General features: G+C 72.3%; 24 protein-coding genes and 1 pseudogene. 22 read left to right on the top strand and 3 right to left on the bottom strand.

All coding sequences use genetic code 11. The features are described from left to right. Positions 1-155: 155 nt before the first annotated feature. A complete protein-coding gene (bldD, locus tag AC07FY_RS18210; RefSeq protein WP_007263032.1) occupies positions 156-656 on the bottom strand; it encodes a transcriptional regulator BldD in 501 nt (166 codons plus the stop codon). A 288-nt stretch (positions 657-944) separates the two neighbouring features. Here bldD and pyrR point away from each other — a divergent pair, with 288 nt between their 5' ends. The 14 genes from pyrR (at position 945) to AC07FY_RS18140 (ending at position 17,519) form a co-directional block, all read left to right on the top strand. Beyond that, the gene (gene pyrR, locus AC07FY_RS18205; protein WP_479007352.1) at positions 945-1,541 is read left to right on the top strand and encodes a bifunctional pyr operon transcriptional regulator/uracil phosphoribosyltransferase PyrR; all 597 of its coding nucleotides are present in this window, start codon (positions 945-947) and stop codon (positions 1,539-1,541) included. 91 nt (positions 1,542-1,632) lie between these two features. Then, the gene (locus tag AC07FY_RS18200; RefSeq protein ID WP_479007350.1) at positions 1,633-2,622 is read left to right on the top strand and encodes an aspartate carbamoyltransferase catalytic subunit; all 990 of its coding nucleotides are present in this window, start codon (positions 1,633-1,635) and stop codon (positions 2,620-2,622) included. 2 nt (positions 2,623-2,624) lie between these two features. Beyond that, a complete protein-coding gene (locus tag AC07FY_RS18195; RefSeq protein ID WP_479007348.1) occupies positions 2,625-3,911 on the top strand; it encodes a dihydroorotase in 1,287 nt (428 codons plus the stop codon). Next, positions 3,908-4,498 carry a PH-like domain-containing protein gene (locus AC07FY_RS18190; RefSeq protein ID WP_479007346.1) on the top strand — a complete coding sequence of 197 codons (591 nt, stop codon included), beginning with the start codon at positions 3,908-3,910 and terminating at the stop codon, positions 4,496-4,498. The genes AC07FY_RS18195 and AC07FY_RS18190 overlap by 4 nt, the downstream gene beginning before the upstream one ends. After that, the gene (gene carA / locus AC07FY_RS18185) at positions 4,495-5,652 is read left to right on the top strand and encodes a glutamine-hydrolyzing carbamoyl-phosphate synthase small subunit (protein ID WP_479007343.1); all 1,158 of its coding nucleotides are present in this window, start codon (positions 4,495-4,497) and stop codon (positions 5,650-5,652) included. The genes AC07FY_RS18190 and carA overlap by 4 nt, the downstream gene beginning before the upstream one ends. After that, positions 5,645-8,953 carry a carbamoyl-phosphate synthase large subunit gene (gene carB, locus AC07FY_RS18180; protein ID WP_479007340.1) on the top strand — a complete coding sequence of 1,103 codons (3,309 nt, stop codon included), beginning with the start codon at positions 5,645-5,647 and terminating at the stop codon, positions 8,951-8,953. Before carA ends, carB begins: the two co-directional genes overlap by 8 nt. Before the next feature lie 91 nt (positions 8,954-9,044). After that, positions 9,045-10,154: a quinone-dependent dihydroorotate dehydrogenase gene (locus AC07FY_RS18175; RefSeq protein ID WP_479007337.1), complete on the top strand. Its 1,110-nt coding sequence runs from the start codon at positions 9,045-9,047 to the stop codon at positions 10,152-10,154. Further along, positions 10,151-10,993, top strand: a complete 843-nt coding sequence (gene pyrF, locus AC07FY_RS18170) for an orotidine-5'-phosphate decarboxylase (protein ID WP_479007335.1) — start codon at positions 10,151-10,153, stop codon at positions 10,991-10,993. Before AC07FY_RS18175 ends, pyrF begins: the two co-directional genes overlap by 4 nt. A 313-nt stretch (positions 10,994-11,306) precedes the next feature. Then, on the top strand, positions 11,307-11,630 hold the full coding sequence (locus AC07FY_RS18165) for an integration host factor (RefSeq protein WP_008740406.1): 324 nt from the start codon (positions 11,307-11,309) through the stop codon (positions 11,628-11,630). A gap of 61 nt (positions 11,631-11,691) precedes the next feature. Then, positions 11,692-12,255, top strand: a complete 564-nt coding sequence (gene gmk / locus AC07FY_RS18160) for a guanylate kinase (protein ID WP_479007332.1) — start codon at positions 11,692-11,694, stop codon at positions 12,253-12,255. A gap of 72 nt (positions 12,256-12,327) precedes the next feature. Continuing rightward, positions 12,328-12,600, top strand: a complete 273-nt coding sequence (gene rpoZ / locus AC07FY_RS18155) for a DNA-directed RNA polymerase subunit omega (RefSeq protein WP_004948662.1) — start codon at positions 12,328-12,330, stop codon at positions 12,598-12,600. Positions 12,601-12,707: 107 nt separating this feature from the next. After that, positions 12,708-13,922, top strand: a complete 1,215-nt coding sequence (gene coaBC, locus AC07FY_RS18150) for a bifunctional phosphopantothenoylcysteine decarboxylase/phosphopantothenate--cysteine ligase CoaBC (RefSeq protein WP_479007330.1) — start codon at positions 12,708-12,710, stop codon at positions 13,920-13,922. Positions 13,923-14,117: 195 nt separating this feature from the next. Further along, entirely contained in the window at positions 14,118-15,326 is a 1,209-nt protein-coding gene (gene metK / locus AC07FY_RS18145) for a methionine adenosyltransferase (protein ID WP_479007327.1), read from the top strand. Positions 15,327-15,380: 54 nt separating this feature from the next. Next, complete coding sequence (locus tag AC07FY_RS18140) at positions 15,381-17,519, top strand: primosomal protein N' (RefSeq protein WP_479007324.1); 2,139 nt, start codon at positions 15,381-15,383, stop codon at positions 17,517-17,519. A gap of 215 nt (positions 17,520-17,734) precedes the next feature. Here AC07FY_RS18140 and AC07FY_RS18135 read toward each other — a convergent pair whose 3' ends face one another. Next, positions 17,735-18,253: a hypothetical protein gene (locus AC07FY_RS18135; protein ID WP_479007321.1), complete on the bottom strand. Its 519-nt coding sequence runs from the start codon at positions 18,251-18,253 to the stop codon at positions 17,735-17,737. Positions 18,254-18,504: 251 nt separating this feature from the next. Here AC07FY_RS18135 and fmt point away from each other — a divergent pair, with 251 nt between their 5' ends. Both fmt and AC07FY_RS18125 read left to right on the top strand, forming a co-directional pair. Beyond that, complete coding sequence (fmt, locus tag AC07FY_RS18130; protein WP_479007318.1) at positions 18,505-19,449, top strand: methionyl-tRNA formyltransferase; 945 nt, start codon at positions 18,505-18,507, stop codon at positions 19,447-19,449. Positions 19,450-19,533: 84 nt separating this feature from the next. After that, positions 19,534-21,006, top strand: coding sequence for an RsmB/NOP family class I SAM-dependent RNA methyltransferase (locus AC07FY_RS18125; RefSeq protein WP_479007315.1), 1,473 nt, complete (start codon positions 19,534-19,536; stop codon positions 21,004-21,006). An 87-nt stretch (positions 21,007-21,093) separates the two neighbouring features. Here the strand turns inward: AC07FY_RS18125 and AC07FY_RS18120 are convergent, their stop codons facing one another. Next, entirely contained in the window at positions 21,094-21,477 is a 384-nt protein-coding gene (locus tag AC07FY_RS18120; protein WP_479007312.1) for a hypothetical protein, read from the bottom strand. A 352-nt stretch (positions 21,478-21,829) separates the two neighbouring features. Here AC07FY_RS18120 and rpe point away from each other — a divergent pair, with 352 nt between their 5' ends. From rpe to AC07FY_RS18090, 6 genes and pseudogenes are all read left to right on the top strand, one after another. Beyond that, entirely contained in the window at positions 21,830-22,516 is a 687-nt protein-coding gene (rpe, locus tag AC07FY_RS18115; protein WP_479007309.1) for a ribulose-phosphate 3-epimerase, read from the top strand. 138 nt (positions 22,517-22,654) lie between these two features. Then, a complete protein-coding gene (locus AC07FY_RS18110; protein ID WP_479007611.1) occupies positions 22,655-23,671 on the top strand; it encodes a sugar-binding transcriptional regulator in 1,017 nt (338 codons plus the stop codon). Between the two features lie 81 nt (positions 23,672-23,752). Next, on the top strand, positions 23,753-23,974 hold the full coding sequence (locus AC07FY_RS18105; protein ID WP_329387870.1) for a CarD family transcriptional regulator: 222 nt from the start codon (positions 23,753-23,755) through the stop codon (positions 23,972-23,974). A 60-nt stretch (positions 23,975-24,034) separates the two neighbouring features. Next, a complete protein-coding gene (locus AC07FY_RS18100; RefSeq protein ID WP_479007306.1) occupies positions 24,035-24,544 on the top strand; it encodes a guanyl-specific ribonuclease in 510 nt (169 codons plus the stop codon). Next, a complete protein-coding gene (locus AC07FY_RS18095; protein ID WP_479007303.1) occupies positions 24,541-24,987 on the top strand; it encodes a barstar family protein in 447 nt (148 codons plus the stop codon). Before AC07FY_RS18100 ends, AC07FY_RS18095 begins: the two co-directional genes overlap by 4 nt. A gap of 38 nt (positions 24,988-25,025) precedes the next feature. Next, positions 25,026-26,057: pseudogene (locus AC07FY_RS18090) on the top strand (IS701 family transposase); the annotation flags it as partial. Positions 26,058-26,079 lie beyond the last annotated feature (22 nt).

Below are 26,079 nucleotides of genomic sequence, written 5' to 3'. Positions count from 1 at the left end.
GGCCGCGGCGGATGCCGCGGCCCCCTCCGCCGTGTGCGGGGACCGGACGCGCGGCAGCGGGCCCGCGCCACGTGAAACGGCGGGTGCCGGGAGCCTCCTGGGCTCCCGGCACCCGCCGGTAAACGTTTCTGCTGTGCCGCAGCCGGACGACCGGACTAGATGTCCTCGTGCGCCACGGCGCGCCGTGCGTCGGCGTCCAGCACGCCCCAGCTGATCAGCTGCTCGGTCAGGACCGAGGGGGACTGGTCGTAGATGACGGCGAGGGTGCGCAGGTCGTCCTGGCGGATCGAGAGCACCTTGCCGTTGTAGTCGCCGCGCTGGCTCTGGATCGTCGCCGCGTAGCGCTGGAGCGGGCCGGCCTTCTCGGCGGGCACGCCCGCGAGGCGCTCCAGGTCCAGACGCAGCTTCGGCGGCGGCTCGGCCGCTCCGCCCGGAGTGGTGCCCGGCAGCAGCTCCTGCACCGGCACCCCGTAGAAGTCCGCCAGCTCGGCAAGGCGCTGGACGGTCACCGCACGGTCTCCGCGCTCGTAGGAGCCGACCACCACGGCCTTCCACCGGCCCTGGGACTTCTCCTCGACACCATGGAGGGAGAGGCCCTGCTGGGTGCGGATGGCACGGAGCTTGGCCCCGAGCTGTTTGGCGTATTCGCTGGACATAACGCTCCCGGACGCTGTGACGCTGTGACTGCTTGGGACACTGCGACTACACGACTACGTGCGGCTCCGCCGCGCGGCTGGTAACTCACTGTGAGGTTACGCAGCGTTACTTGGATGCGTCAAGCCGAAGGGGCTCCCCGGCCCCCTCCCGGGCGGTCCGCGCAGGTCCCGCCGCACCCATGCCCGCCGCCCGGGTGCGGCCCGGGCGGGAGCCCCTGGTACCGTGGGACCCGTACATCCGACGTCCTTTAAGAACCGTCCCGTGAGGCGGAGAAGGAGGTCCTTTCCATGGACGCTCAGAACGCCCAGGCCCAGCCCGGTGACAGCGCCGACGCGGCGCGCCCCGTGCTCGAGGCGCAGGACATCGCCCGGGTCCTGACCCGCATCGCCCACGAGATCGTCGAACGCGCCAAGGGCGCCGACGACGTGGTGCTCCTCGGCATCCCCACCCGCGGCGTGTACCTCGCCCGCCGGCTGGCCGCCAAGCTCGCGGAGATCACCGGCACGAAGATCCCGGTCGGCTCCCTCGACATCACCATGTACCGCGACGACCTGCGGATGAAGCCCGCCCGGGCGATCGGCCGCACCGAGATCCCCGGCGACGACCTCGACGGCCGCCTCGTCGTCCTCGTCGACGACGTGCTCTTCTCCGGCCGCACCATCCGCGCCGCCCTCGACGCCCTCGGCGACCTCGGCCGCCCGCGCGCCGTGCAGCTCGCGGTCCTCGTCGACCGCGGCCACCGCGAGCTCCCCATCCGCGCGGACTACGTCGGCAAGAACCTGCCCACGTCGCTGCGCGAGACCGTCAAGGTCCAGCTCCAGGAGGAGGACGGCCGCGACGCCGTGCTGCTCGGCCAGCGGACCGCCCAGGCAGCCGGGCAGTAGCCCGCACCCGTGTACGGGCCCCCGCCGGGCCCGTGCCGACGCCTGCCCTGCCCCGACCCCGCCTGCCCTCCTGACCTACGGAGCCATCCAGATGAAGCGCCACCTCATCTCGGCCGCCGACCTCACCCGCGACGACGCCGTCCTGATCCTCGACACCGCCGAGGAGATGGCCCGCGTCGCGGACCGGCCGATCAAGAAGCTGCCCACCCTGCGCGGCCTCACCGTCGTCAACCTCTTCTTCGAGGACTCCACCCGCACCCGGATCTCCTTCGAGGCGGCCGCCAAGCGGCTCTCCGCCGACGTCATCAACTTCTCCGCCAAGGGCTCCTCCGTCTCCAAGGGCGAATCCCTGAAGGACACCGCGCTCACCCTGGAGGCGATGGGCGCCGACGCCGTCGTCATCCGCCACCACGCCTCCGGCGCCCCCTACCGGCTCGCGACCTCCGGCTGGATCGACTCCGCCGTGGTCAACGCCGGCGACGGCACCCACGAGCACCCCACCCAGGCCCTGCTGGACGCCTTCACCATGCGCCGCCGCCTCGTCGGTCGGGACGCGGGCCTCGGCAAGGACCTGAACGGCCGCCGCATCACCATCGTCGGAGACGTCCTCCACAGCCGGGTCGCCCGCTCCAACGTCCAGCTGCTGCACACCCTGGGCGCCGAGGTCACCGTGGTGGCCCCGCCGACGCTGGTCCCGATCGGCGTCGAGAGCTGGCCGTGCGAGGTCTCCTACAACCTCGACGAGGTGCTGCCGAAGTCCGATGCGGTGATGATGCTGCGTGTGCAGCGCGAACGCATGAACGCCGCCTTCTTCCCGACCGAGCGGGAGTACTCCCGCCGCTACGGGCTCGACGGCGACCGCATGGCGAAGATGCCCGAGCACGCCATCGTGATGCACCCCGGCCCGATGAACCGCGGCATGGAGATCACCGCCGAGGTCGCCGACTCCGACCGCTGCACGGCCGTCGAGCAGGTCGCCAACGGCGTCTCCACCCGCATGGCCGTCCTGTACCTGCTGCTCGGAGGTTCCGAGCCCGCCGTCACCCCCACCCCCGCCGCGCGCACCGAGGAGACCAAGTAACCATGAGCAAGATCCTTATCCGCGGCGCGAAGGTCCTCGGCGGCGACGCGCAGGACGTCCTGATCGACGGCGAGACCATCGCCGAGGTCGGCCGGGGCCTGTCCGCCGACGGTGCGACCGTCATCGAGGCCGAGGGCCAGGTCCTCCTCCCCGGCCTCGTCGACCTGCACACCCACCTGCGCGAGCCCGGCCGCGAGGACTCCGAGACCGTCCTGACCGGCACCCGCGCCGCCGCCTCCGGCGGATACACCGCCGTCTTCGCCATGGCGAACACCTTCCCCGTCGCCGACACCGCCGGCGTCGTCGAGCAGGTCTGGCGCCTGGGCAAGGAGTCCGGCTACTGCGACGTGCAGCCCATCGGCGCCGTCACCGTCGGCCTCGAGGGCAAGCAGCTCGCCGAGCTGGGCGCCATGCACGACTCCGCCGCCGCCGTCACCGTCTTCTCCGACGACGGCAAGTGCGTCGACGACGCCGTGATCATGCGCCGCGCCCTGGAGTACGTGAAGGCCTTCGGCGGGGTCGTCGCCCAGCACGCCCAGGAGCCCCGGCTGACCGAGGGCGCCCAGATGAACGAGGGCGTCGTCTCCGCCGAGCTGGGGCTGGGCGGCTGGCCGGCCGTCGCCGAGGAGTCGATCATCGCCCGGGACGTCCTGCTCGCCGAGCACGTCGGCTCCCGCGTGCACATCTGCCACCTCTCCACCGCCGGCTCCGTCGAGATCGTCCGCTGGGCCAAGTCCCGCGGCATCGACGTCACCGCCGAGGTCACCCCCCACCACCTGCTCCTCACCGACGAGCTCGTCCGCTCCTACAACGCGGTCTACAAGGTCAACCCGCCGCTGCGCACGGAAGCCGATGTCACGGCCCTGCGCGAGGCGCTCGCCGACGGCACGATCGACATCGTCGCCACCGACCACGCCCCGCACCCGCACGAGGACAAGGACTGCGAGTGGGCCGCCGCGGCCATGGGCATGGTCGGACTGGAGACCGCGCTCTCCGTCGTCCAGCAGACGATGGTCGAGACGGGGCTGCTCGACTGGGCGGGCGTCGCCGAACGGATGTCCTTCGCCCCGGCGCGCATCGGCAGCCTGGCGAACCACGGCCGTCCCGTCTCGGCAGGTGAACCCGCGAACCTGACCTTGGTCGATACCTCGTACCGTGGTGTCGTGGACCCCGCACACTTCGCCTCCCGCAGCCGCAACACGCCCTACGAGGGCCGCGAGCTGCCGGGGCGCGTCACTCACACCTTCCTGCGGGGCCGGGCAACGGTCGTGGACGGGAAACTGGCGTGACACCTGCAGTGATCCAACTGGCCGCCGAGGCCGCGGAGCGACAGTCGGCGGAGGTGACCAGCGTCGGCGCCCGCATCGCCTGGGTGATCGGCCTGATCGTCTTCATCGCGTTCGTGTACTGGCTGATGCGGCAGGGCTGGAAATGGCGCGGCGCCCTGCAGAACGACCTGCCGGAGCTGCCCGCCGCCCCCGAGGGCCTGCCCGCCCACCGGCTGGCCCTGACCGGCCGCTACCACGGGTCGACCACCGCCGGGCAGTGGCTCGACCGGATCGTCGCCCACGGTCTGGGCCTGCGCAGCCGGGTCGAGCTCACGCTCACCGACGCGGGCCTCGACGTGGTCCGTCCGGGGGCCGGCGACTTCTTCGTACCGGCCGCGCAGCTGCGCGGCGCCCGCCTCGACAAGGGAATCGCGGGCAAGGTACTCACCGAGGGCGGTCTGCTCGTCGTCACCTGGGCGCACGGCGACAAGCTGATCGACTCCGGATTCCGCTCCGACCGCGCGGCCGAGCACGCCGCCTGGGTCGAGGCGATCAACCTCATGAACTCATCCGACTCATCCATCACGACGGAAGGCGCCGAACGATGACGACCTCCACCAGGGGAGCAGCCAAAGCTCCCGCCGTACTCGTCCTGGAGGACGGTCGGATCTTCCGCGGCCGTGCCTACGGTGCCCAGGGGGAGACCTTCGGCGAGGCCGTGTTCTCCACCGGCATGACCGGCTACCAGGAGACCCTCACCGACCCGTCGTACCACCGCCAGGTCGTCGTGATGACCGCCCCGCACGTGGGCAACACCGGCGTCAACGACGAGGACCACGAGTCCTCCCGCATCTGGGTGGCCGGCTACGTCGTGCGGGACCCCGCCCGCGTCCCCTCCAACTGGCGCTCCCGGCGGTCGCTGGACGAGGAGCTGGCCGCGCAGGGCGTCGTCGGCATCTGCGGGGTCGACACCCGCGCCCTGACCCGCCACCTGCGCGAGCGCGGCGCCATGCGCGTCGGCATCTTCTCGGGCGGGGCCGTCGCCGACGACGCGACGCTGCTGGCCCGCGTCCAGGACGCCCCGCAGATGAAGGGCGCCCACCTCTCCGCCGAGGTCTCCACCAAGGAGGCGTACGTCGTCCCCGCGATCGGCGAGAAGAAGTTCACCGTCGCCGCCGTGGACCTCGGCATCAAGGGCATGACCCCGCACCGGATGGCCGAGCGCGGCATCGAGGTGCACGTGCTGCCCGCCACCGCCACCGTCGAGGACGTCTACGCGGTCCGGCCGGACGGCGTGTTCTTCTCCAACGGCCCGGGCGACCCGGCCACCGCCGACCACGCCGTCTCCGTCATGCGGGGCGTGCTGGAACGCAAGACGCCCCTGTTCGGCATCTGCTTCGGCAACCAGATCCTGGGCCGCGCGCTCGGCTTCGGCACCTACAAGCTGAAGTACGGCCACCGCGGCATCAACCAGCCGGTCCAGGACCGCACCACCGGCAAGGTCGAGATCACGGCGCACAACCACGGCTTCGCCGTCGACGCGCCCCTCGACAAGGTCTCCGAGACCCCCTACGGCCGCGCCGAGGTCTCCCACGTCTGCCTGAACGACAACGTCGTCGAAGGCCTCCAGCTGCTCGACCAGCCGGCCTTCTCCGTCCAGTACCACCCCGAAGCGGCTGCCGGCCCGCACGACGCCGCCTACCTCTTCGACCGCTTCACGTCTTTGATGAACACCGCCCCGATGGAGGCCGAGCGTGCCTAAGCGCACCGATATCCAGTCCGTCCTGGTCATCGGCTCCGGCCCGATCGTCATCGGTCAGGCCGCCGAGTTCGACTACTCCGGCACCCAGGCCTGCCGCATCCTCAAGGCCGAGGGCCTGCGGGTCATCCTGGTGAACTCCAACCCCGCGACGATCATGACCGACCCGGAGATCGCCGACGCCACGTACGTCGAGCCGATCACCCCCGAGTTCGTCGAGAAGATCATCGCGAAGGAGCGCCCCGACGCGCTGCTCCCGACCCTCGGCGGCCAGACCGCGCTCAACACCGCCATCTCCATGCACGAGCAGGGCGTGCTGGAGAAGTACGGGGTCGAGCTCATCGGCGCCAACGTCGAGGCCATCAACAAGGGCGAGGACCGCGACCTCTTCAAGGGCGTGGTCGAGGCCGTCAAGGCCAAGATCGGCTACGGCGAGTCCGCCCGCTCGGTCATCTGCCACTCGATGGATGACGTCATCAAGGGCGTCGACACCCTGGGCGGCTACCCCGTCGTCGTGCGCCCCTCCTTCACCATGGGCGGCGCCGGCTCCGGCTTCGCCCACGACGAGGAGGAGCTGCGCCGCATCGCCGGCCAGGGCCTCACGCTCTCCCCGACCACCGAGGTGCTCCTGGAGGAGTCCATCCTCGGCTGGAAGGAGTACGAGCTGGAGCTGATGCGCGACACCAAGGACAACGTGGTCGTCGTCTGCTCCATCGAGAACTTCGACCCGATGGGCGTCCACACCGGCGACTCGATCACCGTCGCCCCGGCCATGACGCTGACCGACCGCGAGTACCAGCGGCTGCGCGACATCGGCATCGCGATCATCCGCGAGGTCGGCGTCGACACCGGCGGCTGCAACATCCAGTTCGCGATCGACCCGGCCGACGGCCGCGTCATCGTGATCGAGATGAACCCGCGCGTCTCGCGCTCCTCGGCGCTCGCCTCCAAGGCGACCGGCTTCCCGATCGCCAAGATTGCAGCCAAGCTGGCCATCGGCTACACGCTCGACGAGGTCCCGAACGACATCACCGAGAAGACCCCGGCCTCCTTCGAGCCGACCCTCGACTACGTCGTCGTCAAGGCCCCGCGCTTCGCGTTCGAGAAGTTCCCGGCCGCCGACGCCACCCTCACCACCACCATGAAGTCGGTGGGCGAGGCCATGGCCATCGGCCGCAACTTCACCGAGGCCCTCCAGAAGGCCCTGCGCTCCCTGGAGAAGAAGGGCTCGCAGTTCACCTTCGTCGGCGAGCCCGGCGACAAGGCCGAGCTGCTCGCCACCGCCGTCCGCCCGACCGACGGCCGCATCAACACCGTCATGCAGGCCATCCGCGCCGGCGCCACCCAGGAAGAGGTCTTCGAGTCCACGAAGATCGACCCCTGGTTCGTCGACCAGCTCTTCCTCATCAAGGAGATCGCGGACGAGCTGGCCGCCGCCGACAAGCTCCACCCCGAGCTGCTCGCGGAGGCCAAGCGCCACGGCTTCTCCGACGCCCAGATCGCCGAGATCCGCGGCCTGCGCGAAGACGTCGTGCGCGAGGTCCGCCACGCGCTCGGCGTCCGCCCGGTCTACAAGACGGTCGACACCTGCGCCGCCGAGTTCGCCGCGAAGACCCCGTACTTCTACTCCTCCTACGACGAGGAGTCCGAGGTCGCCCCCCGCGAGAAGCCCGCGGTCATCATCCTGGGCTCCGGCCCGAACCGCATCGGCCAGGGCATCGAGTTCGACTACTCCTGCGTCCACGCCTCCTTCGCGCTCAGCGACGCCGGCTACGAGACCGTGATGGTCAACTGCAACCCGGAGACCGTCTCCACCGACTACGACACCTCCGACCGCCTGTACTTCGAGCCCCTGACGCTCGAGGACGTGCTGGAGATCGTCCACGCCGAGTCGCTGGCCGGCCCCATCGCCGGTGTCATCGTCCAGCTCGGCGGCCAGACCCCGCTCGGCCTGGCCCAGGCGCTCAAGGACAACGGCGTGCCCGTCGTCGGCACCTCGCCGGAGGCCATCCACGCCGCCGAGGACCGCGGCGCCTTCGGCCGGGTCCTCGCCGAGGCGGGGCTGCCCGCCCCCAAGCACGGCACCGCCACCACCTTCACGGGTGCGAAGGCGATCGCCGACGAGATCGGCTACCCGGTCCTGGTCCGCCCCTCGTACGTGCTCGGTGGCCGCGGCATGGAGATCGTCTACGACGAGACCCGGCTGGAGGCGTACATCGCCGAGTCCACCGAGATCTCCCCGACCCGCCCCGTGCTGGTCGACCGCTTCCTCGACGACGCCATCGAGATCGACGTCGACGCCCTGTACGACGGCACCGAGCTCTACCTCGGCGGCGTCATGGAGCACATCGAGGAAGCCGGCATCCACTCCGGCGACTCCGCCTGCGCGCTGCCCCCGATCACCCTCGGCGGCTTCGACATCAAGCGCCTGCGCGCCTCCACCGAGGCCATCGCCAAGGGCGTCGGCGTACGCGGCCTGATCAACATCCAGTTCGCGATGGCCGGTGACATCCTCTACGTCCTGGAGGCCAACCCGCGCGCCTCCCGGACCGTCCCCTTCACCTCGAAGGCGACCGCCGTCCCGCTCGCGAAGGCCGCCGCCCGCATCTCGCTCGGCACCACCATCGCCGAGCTGCGCGCCGAGGGCCTGCTGCCGAAGACCGGCGACGGCGGCACCCTGCCGATCGACGCGCCGATCTCCGTCAAGGAGGCCGTCATGCCGTGGTCGCGCTTCCGCGACATCCACGGGCGGGGCGTGGACACCGTCCTCGGCCCGGAGATGCGCTCCACCGGCGAGGTCATGGGCATCGACGCCGTCTTCGGCACGGCGTACGCCAAGTCGCAGGCCGGCGCCTACGGCCCGCTGCCCACCAAGGGCCGCGCCTTCATCTCCGTCGCCAACCGCGACAAGCGCTCGATGATCTTCCCGGCGCGCGAGCTCGTCGCCCACGGCTTCGAGCTGATGGCCACCTCCGGCACCGCCGAGGTGCTGCGCCGCAACGGCATCAACGCCACGGTCGTGCGCAAGCTCAGCGAGGGCGAGGGCCCCGACGGCGAGAAGACCATCGTCCAGCTGATCCACGACGGGCAGGTCGACCTGATCGTCAACACCCCGTACGGCACCGGCGGCCGCCTCGACGGCTACGAGATCCGCACGGCGGCCGTGGCGCGCAGCGTCCCGTGCCTGACGACGGTCCAGGCGCTCGCCGCGGCCGTCCAGGGCATCGAGGCCCTGAGCCACGGCGGCGTGGGCGTCCGCTCCCTCCAGGAGCACGCGGAGCACCTGACCGCAGCCCGCGACTGACCGCCCGAACAGCCCGGATGACACGGGGAGGGGGACACCGGCTTCACCGCGGTGTCCCCCTTTCCATGAGCGCTAGGGGATCCTCCCGACGATGTACAAACTCTTCTTCCACCTGGTCTTCAAGCGGATGGACCCGGAGCAGGCGCACCACCTCGCCTTCCGCTGGATCCGCCTGGCCGCCCGCGTCCCCGTGCTGCGCACCTTCGCCGCGGCATGGCTCGCCCCGCGCTTCTGCGAACTGCGCACCGAGGCCCTCGGCCTGCGCATGCACGGCCCCTTCGGCCTCGCGGCCGGCTTCGACAAGAACGCCGTCGCCATCGACGGCATGTCGATGCTCGGCTTCGACCACGTCGAGATCGGCACCGTCACCGCCGAGGCGCAGCCGGGCAACCCCAGGAAGCGGCTGTTCCGGCTGGTCGCGGACCGCGCGCTGATCAACCGGATGGGCTTCAACAACGAGGGCTCGGCGGCCGTCGCCGCCCGCCTGGCCGCCCGTAGCCCGGTCTTCAGGACGGTCGTCGGCGTCAACATCGGCAAGACGAAGGTCGTGCCCGAGGAGGAGGCGGTGGCGGACTACGTCGCCTCTACCGAGCGCCTCGCCCGGCACGCCGACTACCTCGTCGTCAACGTCTCCTCCCCGAACACCCCGGGGCTGCGCAACCTCCAGGCCACGGAGTCCCTGCGGCCTCTGCTGGCGGCCGTGCGCGAGGCCGCGGACCGCGTGGTGACCGACCGCCGGGTGCCGTTGCTGGTCAAGATCGCCCCGGACCTGGCGGACGAGGACGTCGACGCGGTCGCCGACCTGGCCCTGGAGCTCGGCCTGGACGGCATCATCGCGACCAACACCACGATCGCCCGCGAGGGCCTCGGGCTGACCTCCCCGCCCGAGCTGGTCAAGGAGACCGGCGGCCTGTCCGGCGCCCCGGTCAAGCAGCGCTCGCTGGAGGTCCTGCGCCGCCTGTACGCCCGTGTGGGGGACCGGCTGGTCCTCGTCGGCGTCGGGGGCATCGAGAACGCCGAGGACGCCTGGCAGCGGATCCTCGCCGGCGCCACCCTGGTCCAGGGCTACAGCGCCTTCATCTACGAGGGCCCGTTCTACGCCCGGGCCATCCACAAGGGTCTGGCGGCGCGCCTGGCCGCAAGCCCGTACGCGACGCTCGCCGAAGCGGTGGGCGCCGAGACCCGAAAGGCCGCGAAGTGAGCCCTGTGACCCCGTTCGGTACCCGCCTGCGCGAGGCGATGGACTCCCGCGGCCCGCTGTGCGTGGGCATCGACCCGCACGCGGCGCTGCTGGCCCAGTGGGGCCTGGACGACGACGTGGCGGGCCTGGAGCGCTTCTCCCGCACGGTCGTCGAGGCGCTCGCGGACTCGGTGGCGGTCTTCAAGCCGCAGGCCGCCTTCTTCGAGCGCTTCGGCTCGCGGGGCGTGGCGGTACTGGAGCGTGCGGTCGCGGACGCCCGCGCCGCGGGCGCGCTGGTCGTGATGGACGCCAAGCGCGGCGACATCGGCTCGACCATGGCCGCGTACGCCTCGGCCTTCCTGGACCCGGCCTCCCCGCTCTTCTCCGACGCGCTGACGGTCTCGCCGTACCTGGGCTACGGCTCGCTGCAGCCCGCCGTGGCGCTGGCGCGGGAGTCCGGGTCGGGACTGTTCGTGCTGGCCCTGACCTCGAACCCGGAAGGGGCCGAGGTCCAGCGGGCGGTCCGCGCGGACGGCCGGTCGGTCGGGGCGACGATACTGGCGCACCTGGCGGCCGAGAACGCGGGCGCCGAGCCGATGGGCTCCTTCGGCGCCGTCGTCGGAGCCACGCTGGGCGACCTGTCCTCCTTCGACCTGGACATCAACGGGCCGCTGCTGGCGCCGGGGATCGGGGCGCAGGGGGCGACGGCGGCGGACCTGCCGGCCGTCTTCGGCAAGGCCGTGCGCAACGTCGTGCCGAACGTGTCGCGGGGCGTGCTGAAGCACGGGCCGGACGGCGCGGCGCTGCGGGCCGCCGCGGCCGCCTTCGCGCAGGAGATCCGGGCCGTCGTGTCGGCGTAGCGGCGCCGCATCGCGTGACGTGCGTCACCATCGGCGCCGTCCGCACGGGGAGCTCCCGGAAGCTTTGACGAAAATCGAACGGCTTTCACCGGACAAAACAGGGGTATTTTGTCCGTGATGTACGGTTCAGTGGAGGCTGACCAGGACTTTTCGTCCGTTCTCGCTGACTGGAGCGGTGTTGGCCGCTAGTCTCCGAGCAGAGTGAACGAGCAGCGAACGAGCAAGACCGCTGTTCGGGAGCTTGCCAGGTGGGGTGCCCATGGGTTGCCCACCGGTCCGTATCCGACAGTTCGACATCCGAGGTGACGTAGGCGTGGCTCTTCCGCCCCTTACCCCTGAACAGCGCGCAGCCGCGCTCGAAAAGGCCGCCGCGGCTCGCCGGGAGCGGGCCGAGGTGAAGAATCGACTCAAGCACTCCGGCGCCTCCCTCCAGGAGGTCATCAAGACGGGCCAGGAGAACGACGTCATCGGCAAGATGAAGGTCTCCGCCCTGCTGGAGTCCCTGCCTGGCGTGGGCAAGGTGCGCGCCAAGCAGATCATGGAGCGCCTCGGCATCTCCGAGTCCCGGCGTGTTCGAGGTCTCGGCTCCAACCAGATCGCCTCTCTGGAGCGTGAGTTCGGCACTCCTGCCGGCTGACGCGTCGCCCGGAGTGCTTCCGGCGTTCTCAGGCAGTCTCTGGAACCTGGATAATCGCTCTATGGCAGCAGAGGTTCGTCCGCGGCTGACCGTGCTCTCCGGCCCTTCGGGGGTCGGCAAGAGCACGGTCGTCGCGCATATGCGCAAGGTCCACCCCGAGGTCTGGCTCTCGGTGTCGGCCACCACCCGCAAGCCGCGGCCCGGTGAGCGACACGGAGTCCAGTACTTCTTCGTCAACGACGACGAGTTCGACAAGCTGATCGCCAACGGCGAGCTGCTGGAGTGGGCCGAGTTTGCGGGCAACCGCTACGGCACACCGCGCGGCGCGGTGCTGGAACGCCTCGACAAGGGCGAGCCGGTCCTGCTGGAGATCGACCTCCAGGGCGCACGACTCGTCCGCGCGTCGATGCCCGACGCCCAGCTCGTCTTCCTGGCCCCTCCCGGCTGGGACGAACTGGTCCGCCGGCTCACGGGCCGGGGCACCGAATCGGCCGAGGTCATCGAGCGCAGGCTCGCGGCGGCCAAGACCGAACTCGCTGCCGAATCCGAGTTCGACACCACCCTTGTCAACACCTCCGTCGAGGACGTGGCCCGTGAGCTGCTAGCCTTGATGAATGTTGTCTGACCGTCGATCGATGTTCCTGAGTCATCAGTAGCCGATCGGCCCGGTCTTTCCCCCATCTTCGGAAGGTAGAGCGTGTCCTCTTCCATTACTGCGCCCGAGGGCATCATCAACCCGCCGATCGACGAGCTGCTCGAGGCCACGGACTCGAAGTACAGCCTCGTGATCTACGCGGCCAAGCGCGCGCGTCAGATCAACGCGTACTACTCGCAGCTCGGTGAGGGCCTGCTCGAGTACGTCGGCCCGCTGGTGGACACCCACGTCCACGAGAAGCCGCTTTCGATCGCGCTGCGCGAGATCAACGCGGGTCTGCTGACCTCCGAGGCCATCGAGGCCCCGGCCCAGTAAGCACCGATCATTCCTTGTCCCACAGGCCCGGCAGACCATCTGCCGGGCCTGTGGTGTGTCATGGGTACTGTCGAGCTTGTTCGAGCTTGTCGAAGGGATGTGTACGGATGGCCAAGCCCAAGGTCGTGCTGGGGGTGAGCGGCGGAATCGCCGCCTACAAGGCGTGCGAGCTGCTGCGCCGGCTGACCGAGTCCGGACACGAGGTGCGGGTGGTGCCCACGGCGGCCTCCCTGAACTTCGTCGGCGAGGCCACCTGGGCCGCCCTGTCCGGCAACCCCGCCTCCACCGCCGTGTGGGAGACCGTCCACGAGGTGCCGCACGTGCGCATCGGGCAGTCCGCCGACCTGGTCGTGGTCGCCCCGGCCACCGCCGACATGCTGGCGAAGGCGGCCCACGGGCTCGCCGACGACCTGCTGACCAACACCCTGCTCACGGCCCGCTGCCCGGTGGTCTTCGCGCCCGCCATGCACACCGAGATGTGGGAGCACCCGGCCACCCAGGAGAACGTGGCCACCCTGCGCCGCCGCGGAGCCGTGGTCGTCGAGCCCGCCGTGGGCCGGCTGACCGGCAAGGACACCGGCAAGGGCCGGCTGCCCGACCCCGAGGAGATCTTCGAGGTGTGCCGGAGCGTCCTGGCCCGCGGAGCGGCCGCACCGGACCTCGCCGGACGGCACGTGGTGATCAGCGCGGGCGGCACCCGCGAGCCCCTGGACCCCGTGCGCTTCCTCGGCAACCGCTCCTCCGGCAAGCAGGGGTACGCCCTCGCCCGCACCGCCGTGGCGCGCGGCGCCCGGGTCACCCTGGTGGCGGCCAACACCGCGCTGGCCGACCCGGCCGGGGTGGACGTCGTACGCGTGGGCACGGCCGTGCAGCTGCGGGAGGCGGTCCTGAAGGCCGCGGCGGACGCGGACGCCGTGGTCATGGCCGCGGCCGTGGCCGACTTCCGGCCCGCCCGGTACGCGGGCGGGAAGATCAAGAAGAAGGACGGGGAGGAGCCCGAGCCCGTCGCCCTGGTGCGCAATCCCGACGTCCTGGCGGAGATCTCCGCCGACCGTGCCCGGGAGGGGCAGGTCGTCGTGGGCTTCGCCGCCGAGACCGACGACGTGCTGGCGAACGGCCGGGCCAAGCTCCGGCGCAAGGGCTGCGATCTCCTCGTCGTCAATGAGGTGGGGGAGAGCAAGACCTTCGGTTCGGAGGATAACGAGGCTGTGATCCTTGCCTCGGACGGCTCCGAACTTCCTGTTCCCCATGGTCCGAAGGAAGCTCTGGCGGATCTGGTGTGGGACCAGGTCGGAGCCCGCCTGCCGGTACGACGCGCCTGACACGCCTCCCTTCTCCTCGCCACCCCGGTACGCCAGAATGGAGTGCCGCAGGTCACACGGCTCCCATAAGGCGAGACGGGTGGACCGCCGAACGGTGGCAACCGATAAACTGCATCCGGAACGTGATCAGGCGCAGCCTCTGGTGCGGTTCCACCACATGATCAGCCAGCAGCCGCTGCAACCCCAGGGAGCGTTGTGTCCCGTCGTCTGTTCACCTCGGAGTCCGTCACCGAGGGCCACCCCGACAAGATCGCTGACCAGATCAGCGACACGATCCTCGACGCCCTCCTCACCGAGGACCCCACCTCGCGAGTCGCGGTGGAGACCCTCATCACCACGGGTCTCGTGCACATCGCGGGAGAGGTGACGACGAAGGCCTACGCGCCGATCGCGCAGCTCGTCCGCGACAAGATCCTCGAGATCGGCTACGACTCCTCGAAGAAGGGCTTCGACGGCGCCTCCTGCGGCGTCTCCGTCTCCATCGGCGCGCAGTCCCCCGACATCGCGCAGGGCGTCGACACCGCCTACGAGAAGCGGGTCGAGGGCGATGAGGACGAGCTCGACAAGCAGGGCGCCGGCGACCAGGGCCTGATGTTCGGCTACGCCTGCGACGAGACCCCCGAGCTGATGCCGCTGCCGATCCACCTGGCGCACCGGCTCTCCAAGCGGCTCTCCGAGGTCCGCAAGAACGGGACCATCCCCTACCTGCGCCCCGACGGCAAGACCCAGGTCACCATCGAGTACGACGGCGACAAGGCCGTCCGCCTCGACACGGTGGTCGTCTCCTCGCAGCACGCCTCCGACATCGACCTGGACTCGCTGCTCGCTCCCGACATCCGCGAGTTCGTCGTCGAGCACGTGCTGGCCCAGCTCATCGAGGACGGCATCAAGCTGGACACCGAGGGCTACCGGCTGCTGGTGAACCCCACCGGCCGCTTCGAGATCGGCGGCCCGATGGGCGACGCCGGCCTCACCGGCCGCAAGATCATCATCGACACCTACGGCGGCATGGCCCGCCACGGCGGCGGCGCCTTCTCCGGCAAGGACCCCTCGAAGGTCGACCGCTCCGCCGCCTACGCCATGCGCTGGGTCGCCAAGAACGTCGTCGCCGCGGGCCTCGCCTCGCGCTGCGAGGTCCAGGTCGCCTACGCCATCGGCAAGGCCGAGCCCGTCGGCCTGTTCGTCGAGACGTTCGGCACCGCCAAGGTCGAGACCCAGAAGATCGAGGAAGCCATCGCCGAGGTCTTCGACCTCCGCCCGGCCGCCATCATCCGCGACCTCGACCTGCTGCGCCCGATCTACGCCCAGACCGCCGCCTACGGCCACTTCGGCCGAGAGCTGCCGGACTTCACCTGGGAGCGCACCGACCGCGTGGACGCACTGCGCGCGGCCGCGGGCCTCTAGGCCCCACCGCTCGCGACGGACGGCCCCGGACCCCTGTGGTCCGGGGCCGTCCGCATGCCCTGCCTGTCAGAGGTCTTTGGTAAGAATGCTGATGTGAGCAGCGCGAACGATTCCCCGCCGGAGCAGCTGGCGCTGATCCGGGAGATGGTCGCCGAGGCGAAGGCCAAGGCGCCCAAGGCGAAGCCCCGCACCTGGCGCGGCGCCGCCCTCGCCGAGGAACGTCCCGTGGCCCGCGTCCTCGTGAACAAGGGCGTGCTCCACCTCGACCAGCTCTGGGACTACGCGGTCCCGGCCGAACTCTCGGAGGCCGCGCAGCCCGGCGTGCGCGTCCGGGTCCGCTTCGGGGCAGGCGCCCACCAGGTGCACGGCGGCCGGCGCGAGGGCGGCGGCCTGATCGACGGCTTCATCGTCGAACGGCGTGCCGAGTCCGACTACAACGGGGCGCTGGCCGCCCTCGCCCACGTCGTGTCGCCCGAGGTGGTGCTCACCCCGCGCATGCTCGCCCTCGCCCGGGCCGTCGCCGACCGGTACGCGGGCAGCCTGGCCGACGTACTCCAGCTCGCGCTGCCCGCGCGCAGCGCCCGCGCCGAGGCCAAGCCGTCACCCGAGCCGCTGCCCCCGCCCGCCGCCCCCGAACCGGCCGGCTGGCAGCGCTACGGCGCGGGCCCCGCCTTCCTGCGGGCCCTCGCCACCGGCGCCGCACCGCGCGCCGTGTGGACCGCCCTGCCCGGCCCCGGCTGGGCCGACGAGCTGGCCCGCGCCATGGCCGCGACCCTCGCCTCCGGACGGGGAGCCCTCGCCGTCGTACCCGACGGACGCACCGCCGCGCGCGTGGACTCCGCGCTCACGGCGCTGCTCGGCACGGGACGGCACGCGCTGCTGACCGCCGAGTCCGGGCCGGAGAAGCGCTACCGGCAGTGGCTCGCCGTGAGCCGGGGCTCGGTGCGGGCCGTCGTCGGCACGCGCGCGGCCATGTTCGCGCCCGTACGGGACCTCGGACTGGTCGCCGTCTGGGACGACGGGGATTCCAGCCACAGCGACGACCGCGCCCCCTTCCCGCACGTCCGCGAGGTCCTGGAACTGCGCGCCGTCAGCGACGGCTGCGGCTTCCTGGCCGGGAGCACGAGCTGCACCGTGGAGGCCGCCCAGCTCGTCGAGACAGGGTGGGCGCGGCCGCTGGTCGCCGACCGGGAGACGGTGCGGCAGTACGCCCCGCGGATCAGGACGGTGGGCGACGAACTGCTGGCCCGCGACGAGGCGGCCCGGGCCGCGCGCCTGCCCAGCCTGGCGTGGGAGACCGTACGCGAGGGCCTGAAGACCGGGCCGGTCCTGGTCCAGGTGCCGCGGCGCGGCTACGTGCCCCGGCTGGCGTGCGAGCGGTGCCGCACGCCGGCCCGCTGCACGGCCTGCGCGGGGCCGCTGGAGGCGCCCGACGCGCAGGACCTCACCTGCGGCTGGTGCGGGCGGCCCGAACCCTCCTGGCACTGCGAGGAGTGCGGCTCTTTCCGGCTGCGGGCCCAGGTCGTCGGCGCCCGGCGGACCGCCGAGGAACTGGGCCGGGCCTTCCCGGCCGTGCCCGTACGGACCTCCGGGCGCGACCACGTCCTGGACGAGGTGCCGGACCGGCCGGCGCTGGTGGTGAGCACTCCCGGCGCCGAACCGGTCGCGGCCGGCGCCGGGTATGCGGCGGCCCTGCTGCTGGACGGCTGGGCCATGCTGTCCCGCCCCGATCTGCGGGCCGGGGAGGACGCGCTGCGGCGCTGGATCGCCGCCGCCTCGCTGGTACGGGGGGAAGGGCAGGTCGTGGTCGTCGCCGAGCCGACGCTGCGGCCGGTCCAGGCGCTGGTGCGGTGGGACCCGGTCGGACACGCCGTCCGGGAACTCGCGGAGCGGGCCGAGCTCGGGTTCCCGCCGGTGTCCAGGATGGCGGCGGTGGCCGGCCGGGGCGAGGCGGTGGAGGCGTTCCTCGCCGGAGCCGGACTGCCGCCGGACGCGGAGATCCTGGGCCCGGTGCCGTTGCCGGGGCGGCGCGGCGAGCCGTCGCCGGGGGAGCGGGCGCTGGTGCGGGTACCGCCGGGGAGCGGGGCGGCGCTGGCGGCGGCCCTGAAGGCCGCGCAGGCGGCGCGGATGGCGCGCGGGGTCCCGGCGGCGGACGCCGTGCGGGTCAGGATCGACCCGCTCGAGATCGGCTGACGGCCCACCGGACCGGCGGGGCTGCGACCCGAACCGGCGTCGGGGCTCCGGGCCCTCTGAACAACACGAATGAACAACACGAATGAACGACACGAACGCCGGGCGGAGCCGGCACATCGGCTCCGCCCGGCGTTCGCGGGCACGGGCATGGGCGCGGGGAGCGCCGGGCGGCGGTGTCCGGCAGGCGTCGGGGGTCGGCGACCCGACGCCCGGGGTCAGCCGTTGCGGGGGCCGGGGAAGGCGGGGGAGCGGGGGGCCGTCACGGCCTGGGACTCCTCGCGCACCGGCTGCGGCGGGACCGACCGGGCCGCAGGGATCGTCGGCAGCGGACCCATGGTCCTGGTCGTCGTCGCCTCGGCCGGCACCTCCGCGGCCTCGGCGGCCTGCGCGCGGCGCGCCCCGTAGCGCCGGTGCACCGCCTGCTTGGTGACACCCAGCGCCGAGCCGACCGCGTCCCACGAGAAGCCGAGTGAGCGGTCGAAGTCCACGGCCGCGGTGACCAGCGTCTCCACACTGTCCCGCAGCTCCTGGGCGAGGCGCACGGTGGGCGCGGGCGCCCGGCCGTAGACGACGAAACCCGTGGAGGGACCGGAGCGGCGCGGGCGGTACACATTGCCGAGCTGGGCGGTGAGCGTACGCAGGGCATCCACTTGCCGGCGAACCCGCTCGATGTCTCGCACCAGCAGGTGCAGGCTGGCCCGGGCTTGGGCGTCGTGGGTGGCGTGGTCGGCCATGAAGAAGCCTCTCGAACCGGTGCTGAAGGGCGGATCGGGCCGCGGCAACCGTGCGCGAAGGCGGCCCGTTGGGGTCAATCTCTCTTGACCAACGCCCCACCCGGCGAACAGGTCACGCTCGGGGGGCGTGTCGGTATATGCGAGGGGCGCGTGTGCGTGCGCACGCCCCCGGTCGCCCACCGGTGCGGTCCCGGGCGCCCGCCCCATAGACTGGTGCGCTGCTGACAGCCGAGAGAGCGAGGTAGGACCCAGTGAAGCTCGTCTTCGCAGGCACCCCCGAAGTCGCCGTGCCCGCCCTGGACGCCCTCATCGCCTCCGGGCGGCACGAGGTCGCGGCCGTCGTCACCCGGCCCGACGCTCCCGCCGGCCGCGGCCGCCGGCTCGTCGCCAGCCCCGTCGCCGAGCGCGCCGAGGAGGCGGGCATCGAGGTGCTCAAGCCGGTCCGGCCGCGCGACCCCGACTTCCAGGCACGGTTGCGCGAGATCGACCCGGACTGCTGCCCCGTCGTCGCCTACGGGGCACTGATCCCCAAGAGCGCCCTGGAGATCCCCCGGCGCGGATGGGTCAACCTGCACTTCTCGCTGCTGCCCGCCTGGCGCGGCGCGGCGCCCGTCCAGCACTCGATCATGGCGGGGGACCAGCTCACCGGCGCCTCCACCTTCCAGATCGAGGAAGGTCTGGACTCCGGCCCGGTCTACGGGATCCTGACCGAGGAGATCCGCCCGACCGACACCAGCGGGGACCTGCTCACCCGGCTCGCCTTCGCCGGCGCCGGGCTGCTGGCCGCGACGATGGACGGGATCGAGGACGGCACCCTGCGCGCCGTCGAGCAGCCCGCCGAGGGGATCTCCCTCGCTCCCAAGATCACGGTGGAGGACGCCCGGATCGACTGGACGGCCCCCGCCCTGCGCGCCGACCGCGTCGTGCGCGGCTGCACGCCGGCCCCGGGCGCGTGGACCGTCTTCCGCGGGGAGCGCCTCAAGCTGATCTCGGTGGGCCTGGTGCCGGACCGTACGGACCTGGCGCCCGGCGTGCTGGCCCCGGCCAAGAACAACGTCTACGTCGGCACCGGTTCGCACGCCGTGGAACTGCTGTGGGTCCAGCCCCAGGGCAAGAAGCCGATGCGCGGCGCCGACTGGGCCCGCGGGGTGCGGATCGCGCCCGGCGAGCGCGTCGGCGGCACGGACGTAGGCTGATCCCACCCGAGCCGGTCCAGCGGTCCCACCGCTTCCAGTAACTCAGGCAACGCCAGTACCTCGTACCTCCGGAGCACCTTTCACGTGAGCGAACAGCCCCGTAGCCGTCCCGCCGCAGGCGCGGGCGGCAAGCCGAAGAAGCCGGCCCGGCCCTACCGGCGGCCCCAGAAGGACCCCGTCCGGATGCTGGCCTTCGAGGTGCTGCGGGCGGTGGACGAACGCGACGCCTACGCGAACCTCGTGCTGCCGCCCCTGCTGCGCAAGGCCCGCCAGGACGAGAACTTCGAGGCGCGGGACGCGGCACTGGCCACCGAGCTGGTCTACGGGACGCTGCGCCGGCAGGGCACCTACGACGCAATCATCAAGGCGTGCATCGACCGCCCGCTGCGGGAGGTCGACCCGCCCGTGCTGGACGTGCTCTCGCTCGGCGCGCACCAGCTGCTCGGCACCCGCATCCCCACCCACGCCGCCGTGTCGGCGAGCGTGGAACTGGCCCGAGTGGTCCTCGGGGACGGGCGCGCGAAGTTCGTGAACGCCGTACTGCGCAAGATCGCCGCGCACGACCTGGACGGCTGGCTCGAGCGGGTCGCGCCGCCGTACGAGGACGACGCCGAGGAGCACCTCGCCGTCTGGCACTCGCACCCGCGGTGGGTCGTCAGCGCCCTGTGGGACGCGCTGGGCGGCGGGCGCGCCGGGATCGAGGACCTCCTGGAGGCCGACAACGAGCGGCCCGAGGTCACCCTGGTGGCACGGCCGGGGCGGTCCACCCCCGAGGAGCTGCTGGAGGCCGTGGGCGAGGAGTCCGCGCTCCCCGGACGCTGGTCGCCGTACGCGGTACGGATGGCCGAGGGCGGTGAACCCGGCGCGCTGGAGGCCGTGCGCGACGGGCGCGCCGGCGTGCAGGACGAGGGCAGCCAGCTCGTCGCGATGGCGCTGGCGGCGGTACCGGTCGAGGGCCGCGACGAGCGCTGGCTCGACGGCTGCGCGGGCCCGGGCGGCAAGGCGGCGCTGCTCGCCGCGCTGGCCGCGCAGCGCGGCGCGTTCCTGCTGGCCTCCGAGAAGCAGCCGCACCGGGCGCGCCTGGTGGAACGGGCGCTTGCGGGCAACCCCGGGCCGTACCAGGTCATCGCGGCGGACGGCACCCGGCCACCGTGGCTGCCCGGCTCGTTCGACCGCGTCCTGGTGGACGTGCCGTGCTCCGGTCTGGGCGCCCTGCGCCGCCGCCCGGAGGCCCGCTGGCGCCGCCGGCCGGAAGACCTGGACGGCTTCGCGCCGCTCCAGCGCGGGCTGCTGCGCGAGGCGCTCTCGGCGGTGCGCGTCGGCGGCGTCGTGGGGTACGCGACGTGCTCGCCGCACCTGGCGGAGACGCGGGTGGTCGTGGACGACGTCCTGAAGGGCCGCGGCGCGGGCATGGAACCGGTGTCGGCCGACATCCTCGACGCCAGGCCCTTCATGGCGGGCGTCCCGGGCCTGGGCGACGGCCCGGACGTCCAGCTGTGGCCCCACCTGCACGGGACGGACGCGATGTACCTGGCGCTGCTGAGGCGGACGGCTTAGCCGTATCGACGGGCAGGGCGGGGCGGGCCGCGGGGGCGGCCCGGAAGCCGTCCACCGGGCGGAACCCGCCCGCCGGCGGGGTCCCGCTCACCGGAGCGGAGCGCGCTGCGGCAGGGCCAGCACGCTCAGCCCGAACATCAGCACGCCCAGGGGGACGTGCAGCGAGGGGACGCGCGCGATCCCGAGCACCACCTGGGCGGAGGCGAGTACGAGGAAGCCCGTGGCGTACCAGGCGTGCCGGGGCGAAGCGCCGCCGGGCTTCCACGCGAGCACCGCCGCGAGGACGTACAGCATCGACGCCCCGTACATCACCCGGGCGCCGACACCGTGCAGCACCTCGCCGTAGGACGAGGTCAGCAGCAGGCCGGCGGAGACGGCCTGGAGGAATATCGTCAGCGTCTGCATGCCGATCGCGGCTCTCGGGAACGCAGAACCGTGCTGAGCGGTCGTCATCGTCGCCTCGGTGGCCATGTCGGGGTCTCCTCTTCCGCCCTCGGGCAGTGGATCATCGATAGGTCACAGTCCGACGACGCGGGCCGGTGAAAGGTAAGGCGAGGGGCGGGGGACAGGGCGTGGGGGTGGTCGGAAGCAGGGCGCGGGAGGTGGCCGGCGAACACCGCCGGCTGATCATGCGGCCTACCGGCTGCTCGGGTCGCTCACGGAGGCCGAGGACGGCGCACCCGGCCGGCTCCGGCGCGGTGGCCGGGTGAGCGGGCCGCGCAGGGCGGCTGAAGCGTCGTCCATGATCACTTAAGTCGCACTACAGGAAGACGAGTTCCGGGGTCATGGCCGGAAGCGTGCGGGGGCATGGCACGCTTGGGGCATGGCCGCTCAGATTTCTCCCAGCATCCTGTCCGCCGACTTCGCCAGACTCGCCGAGGAGGCGAAGGCCGTCGAGGGGGCCGACTGGCTGCACGTCGATGTGATGGACAACCACTTCGTCCCCAACCTCACTCTCGGGGTGCCGGTCGTGGAGTCCCTGAGCAGGGCCACGGACACCCCCCTGGACCTCCACCTGATGATCGAGAACCCGGACCGCTGGGCCCCGCAGTACGTCGAGGCCGGCGCCGGATCGGTCACCTTCCACGCCGAGGCGGCGGCCGCGCCGGTGCGGCTCGCGCGGGAGATCCGGGCGAAGGGCGCGCGGGCCGCCATGGCGCTCAAGCCCGCGACGCCCATCGAGCAGTACGAGGACCTGCTCCCCGAGCTCGACATGCTGCTGATCATGACCGTCGAGCCGGGGTTCGGCGGCCAGCCCTTTCTGGACATCATGCTGCCCAAGATCCGCCGCACCCGGGAGCTGATCGCCAAGCACGGCCTGGAGCTGTGGCTCCAGGTCGACGGCGGGGTCTCGGCCTCGACGATCGAGCGCTGCGCCGAGGCGGGTGCGGACGTCTTCGTCGCGGGCAGCGCGGTCTACGGAGCCGTCGACCCGGCCGCGGCCGTGCGCACCCTGCGCGAGCAGGCGGACGCGGCGATCGCCGTGGCGCCGTGGGCCTGCGACCACTGAACCGAGCGCGGGGGAACAGCTCGGTGAACGGGAGCTGTCCAGGCTGATCAACGGCCGTCGGATCTGACAGGATGAACGGCGAGTCGAGAGTGTGAACACGAGAGTGTGAACAGCAGTGAGGAGAGCGCGGTGTCTGCAATGTCGGCGGGACGGTCAGCCCTGCGGATGGGACCCGCGGAGCTCGTGCAGGCGGCCGCCATGGCGCGCCGTTTCTACCTCGAGGGGAAGTCCAAGATCCAGATTGCCGAGGAGTTCGGCGTGAGCCGCTTCAAGGTGGCCCGGGTCCTGGAGACCGCCCTCGAACGCGACCTCGTGCGCATCGAGATCCGGGTGCCGGCCGAACTGGACGCGGAGCGGTCGGACGCGCTCCGCGCCCGCTACGGCCTGCGGCACGCCGTCGTCGTGGAGTCGCCCGCCGACGCCACCGAGGACGCGCCCGACCCCGAGAACCTGGGCGCGGTCGCCGCCGATCTGCTGGGCGAGCTGGTCGACGAGGGCGACGTCCTGGGCCTGGCGTGGGGCCGCTCGACCATCCACATGGCCGCCTCCCTGCACCGGCTGCCGCCCTGCACCGTCGTACAGCTGACCGGTGTCTACGACGCGGGGACGGCCGAGCGGGGGTCCGTGGAGGCGGTACGGCGCGCGGCGCAGGTGTCGGGCGGGGACGCGCACCCCATCTACGCGCCGATGCTGCTGCCCGACCCGGCGACCGCGGCGGCGCTGCGCAACCAGACCGGGATCGCGCGTGCCTTCGAGTACTTCGACAAGGTGACGGTCGCGGCCGTCTCCATCGGGTCGTGGGAGCCGGGCATCTCGACCGTGCACGACATGCTGACCGATGAGGAGCGGGCGCACTACGCCTCGCTGGGCGTGGCCGCCGAGATGTCGGCGCACCTGTTCGACTCCGAGGGGCGGCGGGTCGGCCGGGACCTCGGCGAGCGGTGCATCACCGTCGAGGCCGACCGGCTGCGGCGCATCCCGGAGGTCGTGGCCATCGCGGGCGGACTGCGCAAGGCCTCCGCGATCGGGGCGGTGCTGCGGTCCGGGCTGGTGACCAGCCTGGTCACGGACACGGCCGTGGCCGACTACCTGCTGACCGAATCGGAGCCCGGGCTGCGTCCGGCGCTCGAGCGGGCGGATCCGGACGACCTGTAGGCGCCGCCGGAGCGGATGGTGCCGGAATTGAGATCCGAACGGCGGACCGCAGGGCGGGTTGCTGGGCGCATACTGGTCTCAATGACAAAGTCAGCAGTACCTCGCCGCCATTTGCCGTCCAGCCCGTTCAAGGCCCCCGTGGAACAGCCCATCAGGCAGTTCAGCGTCGGCGACCGGGTGTCCCACGACGAGCACGGCCTCGGCCGTGTCGTCGGAATCGAGGAGGGGATCGCCGTTCTCGTCGACTTCGGTTCGGTCCAGAAACGCGTCCTGAGCCCGTACACCAAGATGTCCGCGCTCTGACGTCGTAAACGCCGCACGGCGCGATTCGCGAGCGAATCGGATATTTGGCACGATCGGCGCATGATCCGTTGGAGCGTGCCCCGGTCGCTGGTGCGTGCGCTGGGGTCCGTGCTCCTGTGCGCCGCGCTGCTCGTCGGCGTGGCCGGGTGCGGTGGCGATGCGGTTCCGGGTGCCGTACCCAGTGGTGGGTCCGCCGCGCCCAGTGCCGGTATGCGGTCGGCCGCGCCCAGTGCGGCCGGAAGTGCTGCCCCGCCCAGTGCCGCGCCCAGTGCACTGCCCGGGTGGGCGAAGGGGATGGCCACGGTGCGGGCCGACGCCCTGCCGCCGCAGGCCCGGGACGTGCTCGCGCTCATCGACAAGGGCGGGCCGTACCCGTACCGACAGGACGGAACGGTCTTCGGGAACTTCGAGAAGGTCCTGCCCCGGCAGAAGCGCGGCTACTACCACGAGTTCACCGTGCGCACCCCGGGGGAACGGGATCGCGGGGCCCGGCGCATCGTGACGGGCCAGGGTGGCGAGTTCTACTACACGGACGACCACTACGACACGTTCAAGGCGGTTCTCCGATGACCCTGGACCCGCAGCCGCTCGCCCCCGCGCTCGCCGCAGCCGAGGAGGCGGGTTGGACGGCCCTGCGGCTCGACCTGGACGGCGTACGGGGCAAGGCCGCTCTGATGCGCAGGTGCGGGGACGCGCTGCGGGTGCCCGAGTGGTTCGGCGGGAACTGGGACGCGCTGGCCGACGCGCTACGGGACCTGTCGTGGCTGCCGGAGACCGGGCGGTCGGCCTCCGGCTCGGGACCCGGCTCGGGGCCGGATGGCGGGCGGCTGGTCGCCGTGACCGGGTGGCAGGGCTTCGCCGCCGAGCGGCCGGGGGACTGGGAGGTCTTCGTGGACGTGCTGGAGGAGGCGGTCGACTTCTGGCGGGAGGGCGAGGGGCCGCCGCTGGCGGTGCTGCTCGCGGAGCCGGCCGCCACCGGTGGGGCGACGGGCGCCGAGCGTCGCCGCGCCTGAAGGATCGGAGCTCCGTGCCGAGTGCCGGCGGGGGCCGGATGCGGTCGGAGTGGCTCACACGGGGCCGGTTGCGGAGGCATGCGGCCGGTTCCGGGCAGCCGGGTGCAGGAATGTGGGTAGCGTGTGCCGGGGGACGACGCACGGACGCCCCGGCTGTACGGGCGGGCGCCGGGGCGTGTGCGCGTGGGATCTGCGGGTCGCGGCCGTGCGTGCGGCGTGCCGGACCATCGTCCCCGCGTGGTGGCCGGGGGGCCGCCGGGCCCCGGGGCGTCCTCAGCGGGCGTGCAGGTATCGGATCTGGTCTGGTCGCAGGGGAGGCCCAGATGGCTCGCGCAGTCCTGCCGGCGGATTCCACGAAGGGGATCTCCGCGTCGGTTGACGTCCTCGTCCCTCTTCTCTTCGCATCCTTACCCCGGCGGGACCAGCGGAACTGGGCCCGCGTGTACCTGAACGGCCTCGTACGGACCGAAGGCAAGAAGACCATCCGGAACATCGCCGGATCGGGAGCCGGTTCCGTGGAGCAGAGCCTCCAGCAGTTCATCAGCAAGTCCCCCTGGGACTGGACTCCGGTCCGCCGCTCCCTCGCACAGCACCTCGAACGCACCGCGCCGCGCCCGCTGGCCTGGGTGCTGCGGCCCATGGTCGTGGAGAAGGCCGGTGACCACTCGGTCGGCGTCGGCCGGCAGTTCGTCCCGCAGCTCGGCCGCACCGCCAACTGCCAGCAGGCCACCGGAGTATGGCTGGCGTCCGGGGAAGCCAGCTACCCGGTCGAATGGGTCCTCACCCTCCCCGGCCCCTGGACCGGCGAACCCCTGCGCCGCCGCAGCGCCGGCATCCCCGACACCGCCCGCTCGCTCACCCCCGCCCAGGACGCCGTGGAGGCCGTGCGGCGGATGGCCGCCACCTGGCAGCTCCGGCGACGGCCCGTGGTGATGGAGGTCGCGGGCGACGACCTCCAGCAGAGCATCGAGTCCTTCGCCCGCCTCGACATCCCCTTCGTCTTCAAGGTCGACGGCTCGCTGCCCGTCTCCGTCTCCGTCGGCGGCCGCCGCGAGCCCGGCCCGCACACCGCGCCGGCCCGCGAACTCATCG

The organism is Streptomyces sp. NPDC045967, from assembly GCF_056430495.1.
Note: the sequence above shows the minus strand (reverse complement) of the source record. Positions and strands in the feature narration are given on the sequence as shown.

What these genes read in the sequence shown, in the direction of transcription:
- bldD (WP_007263032.1), bottom strand. Translation starts at nt 656, where the DNA reads ATGTCCAGCGAATACGCCAAACAGCTCGGGGCCAAGCTCCGTGCCATC.
- pyrR (WP_479007352.1), top strand. Translation starts at nt 945, where the DNA reads ATGGACGCTCAGAACGCCCAGGCCCAGCCCGGTGACAGCGCCGACGCG.
- AC07FY_RS18200 (WP_479007350.1), top strand. Translation starts at nt 1,633, where the DNA reads ATGAAGCGCCACCTCATCTCGGCCGCCGACCTCACCCGCGACGACGCC.
- AC07FY_RS18195 (WP_479007348.1), top strand. Translation starts at nt 2,625, where the DNA reads ATGAGCAAGATCCTTATCCGCGGCGCGAAGGTCCTCGGCGGCGACGCG.
- carA (WP_479007343.1), top strand. Translation starts at nt 4,495, where the DNA reads ATGACGACCTCCACCAGGGGAGCAGCCAAAGCTCCCGCCGTACTCGTC.
- AC07FY_RS18175 (WP_479007337.1), top strand. Translation starts at nt 9,045, where the DNA reads ATGTACAAACTCTTCTTCCACCTGGTCTTCAAGCGGATGGACCCGGAG.
- gmk (WP_479007332.1), top strand. Translation starts at nt 11,692, where the DNA reads ATGGCAGCAGAGGTTCGTCCGCGGCTGACCGTGCTCTCCGGCCCTTCG.
- coaBC (WP_479007330.1), top strand. Translation starts at nt 12,708, where the DNA reads ATGGCCAAGCCCAAGGTCGTGCTGGGGGTGAGCGGCGGAATCGCCGCC.
- AC07FY_RS18140 (WP_479007324.1), top strand. Translation starts at nt 15,381, where the DNA reads ATGCCCTGCCTGTCAGAGGTCTTTGGTAAGAATGCTGATGTGAGCAGC.
- AC07FY_RS18135 (WP_479007321.1), bottom strand. Translation starts at nt 18,253, where the DNA reads ATGGCCGACCACGCCACCCACGACGCCCAAGCCCGGGCCAGCCTGCAC.
- AC07FY_RS18120 (WP_479007312.1), bottom strand. Translation starts at nt 21,477, where the DNA reads ATGGCCACCGAGGCGACGATGACGACCGCTCAGCACGGTTCTGCGTTC.
- rpe (WP_479007309.1), top strand. Translation starts at nt 21,830, where the DNA reads ATGGCCGCTCAGATTTCTCCCAGCATCCTGTCCGCCGACTTCGCCAGA.
- AC07FY_RS18110 (WP_479007611.1), top strand. Translation starts at nt 22,655, where the DNA reads ATGTCGGCGGGACGGTCAGCCCTGCGGATGGGACCCGCGGAGCTCGTG.
- AC07FY_RS18105 (WP_329387870.1), top strand. Translation starts at nt 23,753, where the DNA reads ATGACAAAGTCAGCAGTACCTCGCCGCCATTTGCCGTCCAGCCCGTTC.
- AC07FY_RS18100 (WP_479007306.1), top strand. Translation starts at nt 24,035, where the DNA reads ATGATCCGTTGGAGCGTGCCCCGGTCGCTGGTGCGTGCGCTGGGGTCC.
- AC07FY_RS18095 (WP_479007303.1), top strand. Translation starts at nt 24,541, where the DNA reads ATGACCCTGGACCCGCAGCCGCTCGCCCCCGCGCTCGCCGCAGCCGAG.